General features: G+C 59.3%; 7 protein-coding genes. All 7 read left to right on the top strand.

Translation table 11 applies throughout. The annotated features are described in order from the left end of the window. On the top strand, positions 1–1,345 hold a 1,345-nt coding region (locus EJC47_RS20375), incomplete at its 5' end, for a tyrosine-type recombinase/integrase (RefSeq protein ID WP_260591693.1). After that, positions 1,342–2,538 (top strand): tyrosine-type recombinase/integrase, encoded by a 1,197-nt coding sequence (locus tag EJC47_RS20370; protein ID WP_126849536.1) that lies wholly within the window; start codon positions 1,342–1,344, stop codon positions 2,536–2,538. The genes EJC47_RS20375 and EJC47_RS20370, both read left to right, overlap by 4 nt. Positions 2,539–2,906: 368 nt before the next feature. Then, a complete protein-coding gene (gene dcm, locus EJC47_RS20360) occupies positions 2,907–4,130 on the top strand; it encodes a DNA (cytosine-5-)-methyltransferase (RefSeq protein ID WP_126849535.1) in 1,224 nt (407 codons plus the stop codon). Positions 4,131–4,133: 3 nt separating this feature from the next. Next, on the top strand, positions 4,134–4,586 hold the full coding sequence (locus EJC47_RS20355) for a very short patch repair endonuclease (protein ID WP_126849534.1): 453 nt from the start codon (positions 4,134–4,136) through the stop codon (positions 4,584–4,586). Next, the gene (locus EJC47_RS20350; protein ID WP_126849533.1) at positions 4,587–5,909 is read left to right on the top strand and encodes an MvaI/BcnI family restriction endonuclease; all 1,323 of its coding nucleotides are present in this window, start codon (positions 4,587–4,589) and stop codon (positions 5,907–5,909) included. It abuts the gene before it with no gap. Between the two features lie 474 nt (positions 5,910–6,383). Continuing rightward, positions 6,384–6,854 (top strand): hypothetical protein, encoded by a 471-nt coding sequence (locus tag EJC47_RS20345; protein ID WP_126849532.1) that lies wholly within the window; start codon positions 6,384–6,386, stop codon positions 6,852–6,854. Positions 6,855–7,126: 272 nt separating this feature from the next. After that, positions 7,127–8,557 (top strand): DUF6880 family protein, encoded by a 1,431-nt coding sequence (locus EJC47_RS20340; protein WP_126849531.1) that lies wholly within the window; start codon positions 7,127–7,129, stop codon positions 8,555–8,557. Positions 8,558–9,298 lie beyond the last annotated feature (741 nt).

Genomic DNA, 9,298 nt, shown 5'->3' with positions numbered 1-9,298 from the left:
ATGCACACCCTACGCACCTTACGGTGCAGGAATGGAAAAAAATGCAGCAAAATCAGTCGCCGTGTTTGGAAATGGTGCCGACAGTCCGGCCTATGCCGATGGCTATGTGGTCCCCGTAAATGCGCAGTTTTCCGGGACTCCCGAGCACAGTTCGGGTATAAGCGATGGCCTTATGGTCCCCCAGCGGCAAAAGCCCGGGCGCCGGGCATATCTCGACGGTAATTTCGCGCGGCGAAAGCTCCCGCTTCGCGACCATGAATACTGTATCTGGGATACCCAGTTGCCGGGCTTCGGCCTGAGGGTCAGGCCGTCGGGCAAGTACTACTGGTTCGTGCGCCTGCGCCATCGCGGCAAGCACCGCCGCACGTCGCTTGGCTGCACCCGCGATGTCGACGCCGAGCTTGCCCGCACGCAGGCGCGGCGGTTGCTGGCCGAGGTCGCGCTCGACGGCTTGCCAAAGCGGGCGGTGGCCAAGGCCACGCCGATCATGGCCGATTACGTCGATACCTACTGGACCGATCTTGCCCGCTGCTGGAAGCCTTCCACCGCTTCGCGCAACATCGGGGCGTGGAGGCGCGACCTTGCCCCGGTGTTCGGCGCCATGCACGTCACCGATGTCACCCCGGCCGATGTCATGCGCTGGCGCGACGATTGCGCCGGGCAGGCCGAGGCGAGGTTTAACCGCGCGGTTCCGGTGCTGGCTGCCTTATTCAAATATGCCGAGGCGCTGCATCTTCGTCGCAAGGGCTCCAACCCTTGCCGGGGAACGCCGCGTTACAAGCGCGATCCTTGCGAACGGTATCTCCTGCCTCTGGAGTTCCGCCGTCTCAGCGCGGCATTGCGGGAGGACGAGCCGACCCATCCGACCGAAGTGGCGGTCATCCGTATGCTGCTTTTCACCGGCGCGCGCGCAAGCGAAATTCGCGATCTTAAATGGGAATGGGTGAAGCCTCCCCATCTGGCGCTTCCCGATAGCAAGACCGGCCCCAAGGTCATCTGGCTCAACAGTCAGGCGCTGGGCGTTCTCGAAGCCCAGCCCCGGCGCGAAGGTTGCCCGTTCGTGTTTCCGAATGTCGGCGGGACCAAGCCTGTCGCTCTGGATATATGGTGGTATCAATTCCGGCGTAAATGCGCTCTGCCTGACGTGCGTATCCACGACCTGCGGCACAGCTTCGCTTCCACCGCGATCATGGATGGGGTGCCGCTGGCAACCATAGGCAAGCTGCTGGGGCATTTGCTGACGGAGACAACGGCCAAGTATGCCCATCTTTCCGACGACGTGATAGCCGATGCGGCTTGCCGCGTGTCCGGCGGGCTTGCCCGCAGCATTGGGTTGTCGTCATGACCGCGCTCGCGCTCAAGCAGATCGTCGCCGAGGCGCTCGCAGATGTCGGGGCCAACATCGTGCCGCTGCGCCTGCCGCGCGGCAAGCCGAGAACCACCACCTGGCTCGGGGTCGAGCATGGGTTCGGCATCCGCTACTATGCGACCGGGCGCAAGGTCTACATCGTCCAGACCCGCATGGCGGGGCGGCTGCGCACCGTCACTATCGGCTCTGCCGCTGTCATCACCCTGCATCAGGCCACCATGGTTGCTCGGCGGGTGATCGCCTATGCTCAGGTGGGCCTCGACCCTGCCACCGACCGCCAGCGCATCCGCTCCGCGCCGCGCTTCGACGACTTCCTTGCCGAATACTGGCGGCGCTGTGCGCCGCAGTGGAAGCTATCCACGCTCGTCACGCATGACACCTACCGCCGCCTTTACCTCGACAAGGCTTTCACGGGAATTTTCATCGATGCCCTCAACGAGGCAGACGTGACCAGGTGGTTTGCGGGCCTCAACAACGAGATGGGGCCGGGCGGCGCCAATCGGGTCATGTCCATCCTCAATAGTATGCTGAACAAGGCCGAGGCGTGGGGCTATCGGCTTGAAAATACCAACCCGTGCAGGGTCGTGCGCCTCAACCGCAAGCGCAAGTGCGAGCGCTTCCTCAGCCACGCGGAACTGGGGAGGCTAGGCAAGGTGCTCGCCGAGGCGCGGGCCGGAGAGCACGCTGTCAGGGCGAGTGCTGCCATGGCTGTTACCTTGCTGCTGCTGACGGGATGCCGGGTGGGGGAAATCACCAGCCTGCAATGGCGGGACGTGCGCGGGAACCGGCTTAAGCTGCGTGACAGCAAGACCGGGCCGCGCACCGTCTGGCTGGGGGACGAGGCGCGGGCATTGATCGCGAGCGTGCCGAGGATCAAGGGCGTGCAGTGGCTGTTCTGGAATGAGAAGCTGAAAAAGCCCATGCGCTGCATATCCGGCCACTGGCACATATTGCGGGACGAGGCGGGACTGCCCGGTGTGCGGATGCACGATCTGCGGCACACCTTCGCCAGCCATGCGGCAATGAACAAGGAAACCCTGCCTATGATCGGGCGCTTGCTCGGGCATTCCAATCCGCAATCCACCGCCCGCTATGCCCACCTTGATGATGAGCACGTTCTCGAAGCAGCCGAGCAGATCGGCGCGGCTATCGAACGACTTCTGAACTGACTGCGCGCTATTGTCCCTCCGCGCCATCGCCAACCTTTAAATTGGCGATGATCAAATGGTAACGCGCATAGCGCCGCTCGTTGATCCGCTCCAGCGCGCCCAACTTAACAATCTCCGCTAGATCGCGCGTCGAGGTTGCTGAGGTAGCATTGGTGATCGTCCGATAATTATGGGCGCTGAGACCTCTAACAAACCCGTTCGGGTGGGCCAACCCCGGACAACCATCTGATCAAAACTCCACTGCCGGGCTTCCCGGCGCACTTGTAGCCTGTTAGGTTGCCTGCGAACATAAATAGAACATACATCGTTCGCGTCTTGCTTTCTGGGTCGAATAGCGACACTATGTCGCAAATCGTCCCAGAGGTATCATGCAGAACCAATTCGCAACGCTCCGTGCACAGGCAGGCATTTCTATCGAGGAACTGGCGAACCGTCTGGGCTATAGCCCCCGTCAGCTATATCGGTGGGAGCGGGGCGACGGCACGCCCCGGCGCGCCGCGCTGACCATGCTCCAGAATATGGCCGGCGGATCGGCAACCGGCTTTGGTGAGAGCCGCTTCAATTTCATCGATCTGTTCGCCGGAATCGGGGGCATTCGGAAGGGATTTGACGCCATCGGCGGCCACTGCGTGTTCACGTCGGAATGGAATAAATATTCCCAGCAGACCTATGCGGCAAATTTCCGCGATAACCACACGCTGCATGGCGATATCACCACCATCAAAACCCATGAGATTCCTGACCATGATGTTCTGCTGGCAGGCTTCCCTTGTCAGCCCTTCTCGATCGCGGGTGTTTCGAAGAAAAACTCCTTGGGTCGCCAGCATGGTTTTCTGGATGAAACGCAGGGCACGCTGTTCTTCGATGTGGCGCGCGTTCTGAGGGACAAGCGACCTGCCGCCTTCATGCTGGAGAATGTGAAAAATCTGACCAGCCACGACAAGGGCCGGACGTTCCAGGTGATCCTCAAAACGCTGACCGAGGAGCTTGGCTACAAGGTCTGGCACAAGGTGATCGATGCGAAGCATTTCGTGCCTCAGCACCGCGAGCGCATTGTCATCGTCGGCTTCCGTGAGGAAGTGCCGTTCAGCTGGGACGATCTGGACCTGCCGGAGAAGGGCTCGGTGAAGCTGAAGGACATCTTGCATCCCGGTGATGGCACCGAGAAAGCGGAAGGGGCTTACACCCTTGGTCCGGACGCGATCGTCAACGGCAAATATACGCTCACCGACAAGCTCTGGCAGTATCTTCAGGGCTATGCCGATAAGCATAAGGCTGCCGGCAATGGCTTCGGCTTCGGGCTGGTGACGCCGGATGATGTGGCCCGCACCCTGTCGGCCCGCTATTATAAGGACGGGTCGGAGATCCTCATCAGTCAGGGCAGGAAGATGAACCCCCGCCGCCTGACCCCCCGCGAGTGCGCTCGCCTGATGGGCTATGGAGACGATTTCCGCATCCCGGTATCGGATACGCAGGCCTATAAGCAGTTCGGCAATTCGGTCGCTGTTCCGGTGTTCCATGAAGTCGCCCGGATCATGCAGCCGCATATCCAGTCTCTGGTCGAGGTAGGGCAGCGACGCGAAGCTGCCTGACATTTGGCGGACGTTCACGACCCGGCGACCCGCAGTCGCAATATGGCGGCCATCAAAGGCAGCCATACAAAGCCTGAAATGCAGGTCCGCGCTGCCCTGCATGCGGCGGGTCTGCGCTACAGGCTTCACGCAAAAGATCTGCCGGGCAAACCCGATCTGGTTTTCCCACGCTGGCGGGCCGTCATTTTTGTCAACGGCTGCTTCTGGCACCACCATGATTGCCACCTGTTCAGATGGCCATCCACGCGTGAGGATTTCTGGCGAGCGAAGATCGGGCGGAATGTGGAGAATGATGATCGTGCGGTTCAGGCGCTGCTGAACTCCGGGTGGCGGGTCGCCACGGTCTGGGAATGCGCACTGAAGGGCCGGACCCGGTTAGATTTTCCCGAGGCTATGCAGCGTCTGGCCGCCTGGATAAGGTCGTCGCAGAAGACTATGACTGTCAGGGGCGGATAATTGATCGCATCGCTGGGGCAATTGCTGGATCTGATGCGTCACCATGGCGCTCACCGCATTTATGCAAAACATCTGTCGCCCAATGATAATTCGAAAAACCAAGTGTATCTGGGCGGTGGCTTCGCGGCGCTGAACGTCATCCCGCATGGCGAGGTCTATACTGATGCCTCTGAAAAGGCCGGCAGCGTGCGCGACCGCGCCAAGGCGGATGTCGAATTTTACTGGGTCAATGAAGAGGGGAGGCACCGCGCGCCCGACGCGAACCTGATCCTCTATCCCAAATATCCCGAAGTGCGGATGTCCGGCTTCCTGAAGGGCTGTAAGGCGGCGCCCTCAAAGCTCCTCACAATCCGAGACGAGGGGCGGGCCATGTTCTTTGGCGTCACCCGGGACGGTGTCGTGCTGGGCTATGTGACGGATGCCGATAACCCGATCACAAAGGAACTGGCATCGGGCGCATGGCCGATGCTGGGCGTGTTCATCGAACTGCCGCTTAGCCCGGACCAGCCTGCCGATCCAAAGACGATCCTGCTCGACGAGTTGCGGCGCATTTATCAGCTGAACTGGATCATGTCCCAGAAGCTGGCGAAAGATGGCACCAAGGCGCCCTACGCAGCCCGCAATGGCGGCGGCTATACCCTTGAAGCCGAGCTCGGCATTACTCCTAACGGCTATGCAGAGCCGGATTTCATGGGCTGGGAAGTGAAGCAATATGGCGTGAATAATTTCAAGGCGTTCAGGCCGAAATCGCCGGTGACTCTGATGACTCCGGAGCCGACCGGCGGCACCTACAAGACCGAAGGCGTGGCGGAATTTCTGAAGCGGTTCGGTTACGCCGATCAGAGTGGCAAGGAAGATCGTTTCAATTTTGGCGGTCGATACGATTGCACCCGTGAGTACCATCATCTGACCGGCTTGCGCATGACCCTGACGGGATATGACGCGGTGAGTGGCAAGATAGCCGATATCGAAGGGGGCCTGGCGCTGATCAGTGCGAACGATGAGGTAGCCGCATCCTGGACGTTCAAGGGCCTGATGGCGCACTGGAACCGCAAGCACGCGCAGGCGGCCTATGTGCCCTCACTGTCCCGCACGCCCCCGCCGGAATATAGCTATGGCGCCCAGGTTCTCTTGTGCGAGCAGACCGATTTTCTGCTGTTCCTGAAGGCCTTTGCGACAGGAACGGTCTATTATGATCCGGCCGTGAAAATCGAAAGGGCTTCGTCAGCGAAGCCGGATATCAAAAGGCGGAGCCAGTTCCGGGTCGCTCATGCTGATCTGACCCAGCTTTACCAGAAAAACGAGACTGTTTCTCTTTTATGAATTTTTTATCCATAAAATTCTTGTCGGGTGGGCAATTTATGACGAAATTGTTGATGTCACAGCTACGATACAAAGCGATATTATCGGTTTGTATCTTAATTCGGATTTGAAAATGCTTTGGCATTGACCCGCGCGATGCCGATGTAGTGGGAATTCAAAGCGGCGATGTGCACCTAACTCGGAGAATTCACGCGGATGGGTGAGGGCAGGCAAGGTGAGAGAGTGGCAGCTATCCTGTTCCCTTCCCCAAAACCTGACATTCGCCTACCGGCCAGGCTTACGGGAACGGCCGGGCGGCCCTGCGCTCTTTTTGGTCATTCTAGGGGCGATTTGATACTTCTGAGCGCGGTCAGCCTACTACCAGATGTCGACCGTGTTGCGGGTAAATGAGGCGGGGCGTGTGCAGCCTGCCCGCCTTGCGGTGATGGTTGTCATTACGGCCCACGTCCTTTCCACTGTGAGGAGAAGAACTCAATGCGAGCGTTGATTGCGGTAACCCTTCTTGCCTTGGCCGCCTGCGGTTCCGGCAAGGATAGTACGACCATAGGCGGTAACACCTTCACGAACGAGAAGGATGGCACGGCTACGATTACCAACGAGAAGGGCAGCCTTACTGCGATAGATGGTGATGCAGCGGCCAAGACAGCCATGCCTGCGTTCGCTCCGAAATACCCTGGGGCGACGATTGTTTCCGTGCTCAAGACGAACACTGGTGAGCGCAAGAGCACCATGGTCAACATGACCAGCGGCGATTCGGGCGCGAAGGTGCTGCAGTTCTATCGTGACTCCCTCGTTGGGGCGGGCTTCACAATCAAATCCGAGATGACTTTTAACGACGGCGGGATGCTCTCGGCTGAGAACTCAAACGGGAAGGTTTCCCTTTCGGTGTCACGCGATGAAGAGACTGGAAAGTCGCAGTTTGTGGTTACGCTTCCGCAGGCCTGACGCCATTACCTCCGTTAGTTCTGGGAGAGTTGCAAAGCGGAGCAAGGGAACAAGGGACACTTTCCCATGGCTCCGCTTCGCGTCCCCATCCGTCCTGTAATTAGGCTGCGGCGAGAACGGTCACCTCGTTGAAATGGAGGACGACTTTCACGTTGACGTAAACGAAGTTTTAGAACCTCGTGGTCACGCCATTCTTGAAGTAGCGCGCCATGATCCCATCCCAATATGTCACGACCCGTTGACGGTCCTGCTTGTCGTCGCGAAGGAAGAGCATGGCGAGTGCAAAGACCCTGAATGTGAAAAACCTCACTGCCCTCGGCGCGGAGCGATTGGCTGAGTTGATCATGGAACTGTCGCAGGGCGACGCGGCCATGAAACGGCGATTGCGTCTGGAACTGGCCGGGCAGTCCGGCGGTGGGGACGCCGCTGCGGAAATCCGCAAGCGTCTAGCCACGATTGCCAAGTCAAAATCGTTTGTCGACTGGCACAAGGTCAAGGCGCTGGCAAAGGACCTCGATGCCCAGCGCTGCGCGATTCTCAAGCATGTCGCAGCCACTCAGCCAACCGAAGCATACGACCTGTTATGGCGGCTGCTCGAACTTGCACCATCTGTCTATGAGCGGTGCGACGACAGCAATGGCACTATCGGTAACGTCTTTGCTCAAGCACTGGAAAATCTGGGCGAGATTGCCCCTCAAGCGCGGGTCGATAAGGCCCGCCTGGCGGACAGGGTTTTCGATGCCATAGATGACAACGGGTACGGTCAGTTTGACGATCTTATCCCGGTGATGGCGACAGCGCTAGAGGCAGATGGGCTGCGCCTTTTGAAGAGCAAGCTGGAGCGGCTTCTCAAAGCTGAATTGACTGCCACCGGAAAGGGCGACCGGAAGGTTATCGCGATCAGCACGCGCGGCCCGATCCACGAAGATTATACGGCAAAATATCGTGGCCGCCGCGTTCAGAGCGCACTGGCTGAGATCGCCGATGCTCTGGACGACGCGGATGGCTTCGCCGCCGTCTATTCAGAGGAGGAGCGCGGCAATCCCGCTATCGCAGCAAAGATCGCGGAACGATTGCTGGAGGCGGGGCGATCCGCAGAGGCGCTGGAAGCTTTGGTGCGTGCTAATGCCGTTTTGGATCATGGCGGGTACTGGCCGGATTGGGAAAGGGTCTGGATCGATGCTTTGGAGGCAGCGGGCAGGCTCGACGAAGCCCAGCAGGAGCGATGGCAGGCATTCGAGCGGTCCCTGACGCCGGAGTATTTGAAGGCCTATATCAAGCGCCTTCCTGATTTCGATGACATGGAGGCAGAAGACAAAGCACTCACCTACGCGGCGCGATATCCGGAATTCTATCCGGGGTTATCATTCCTCATTCAGTGGGGCGCGCTTGATCAGGCTTCCGAGATGATTTTGACACGCCATCAGGAACTCAAAGAGGATCACTACTGGTTCCTCAATCAGGCAGCCGATGCGCTGGAGCAACGCCATCCGCTAGCGGCTACATTATTGTTGCGATCGATGATCGACTTCGCGCTCAAAACGGCGCGGTCGAAGCGGTACGCTCATGCGGCACGACATCTCAAAACATGCGCGCACCTTGCAGGAAAAATTTCCTCTTTCGGCGAGCATCCCGATCACGAAAGCTACCTCGCCGATCTCAAGGTCCACCATGGCCGCAAGGCCGCTTTCTGGAATGCATGACGGGCCGCAGCGCCGCCCGGTCGCTGCGGCGGCTACGTGCAACATAAAACGCTCCGCCGCAGCAGGATGCTCTCTATCGAGGCCAACCGGCCATGACCAGAGCGGTGCTGCGACGAGCCATCTGATCGCCGTATCATCCGCCCCGCCGCAGCGAGGTGACCATAGCCTCGGCGGGGGCTCGCAGGCCACAGGCGTTACAGCAATTTACAACAGCCCTATAGCCCCGCCTGTATACGATTGCTAAGGGGCCGCCCGCGACCCGAAGTGAGCATCATTCGATGCCCTTCATTCGACTTGAGGCCCGGCATCCACCCCCCACCGAGTAGCCGGGCCTTTTTTCTTCGTGAGCGATGATCGAATAGGGCGGCTGCGGGACAAGCTAAGGGTACTCGCGGTGGATGCTCCGGCCCCGCAGCCATACCGAATTTGCGTGCTGCAATTGCGAAGGTCAAGGGCGCAAGAAGCCGTTCGCGTTTTCAGGTTCCACCTCCAAAATTGTTCATCGTTGGGCATGCGTACCATGAAGTTGCAGACGGCCCGTTCATGATGGCTATTTGGTCCCCATTTCGGTCCAAATCGGGAACGGAGTTTGGCGACGACATCCGCGCGAATGCTCTTTTGCGCGAGGTCACACGCGCGCAACCGCCTCGCGGGGAACGATAATCCGGGCCGGGTCGAAGCCGATCTGCGCGATCCTTCAAAAAACGAAAATGCTGTCTATTGACAGCACACCCTACGCAC

The organism is Sphingomonas sp. TF3, from assembly GCF_003985085.1.
GTDB lineage: Bacteria > Pseudomonadota > Alphaproteobacteria > Sphingomonadales > Sphingomonadaceae > Sphingomonas.
This window is presented reverse-complemented; position numbering and strand designations above follow the sequence as displayed.

Bases quoted from the DNA above. Each gene is read 5' to 3' on its own strand.
- EJC47_RS20370 (WP_126849536.1), top strand. From the start codon at position 1,342: ATGACCGCGCTCGCGCTCAAGCAGATCGTCGCCGAGGCGCTCGCAGAT.
- dcm (WP_126849535.1), top strand. From the start codon at position 2,907: ATGCAGAACCAATTCGCAACGCTCCGTGCACAGGCAGGCATTTCTATC.
- EJC47_RS20345 (WP_126849532.1), top strand. From the start codon at position 6,384: ATGCGAGCGTTGATTGCGGTAACCCTTCTTGCCTTGGCCGCCTGCGGT.
- EJC47_RS20340 (WP_126849531.1), top strand. From the start codon at position 7,127: ATGGCGAGTGCAAAGACCCTGAATGTGAAAAACCTCACTGCCCTCGGC.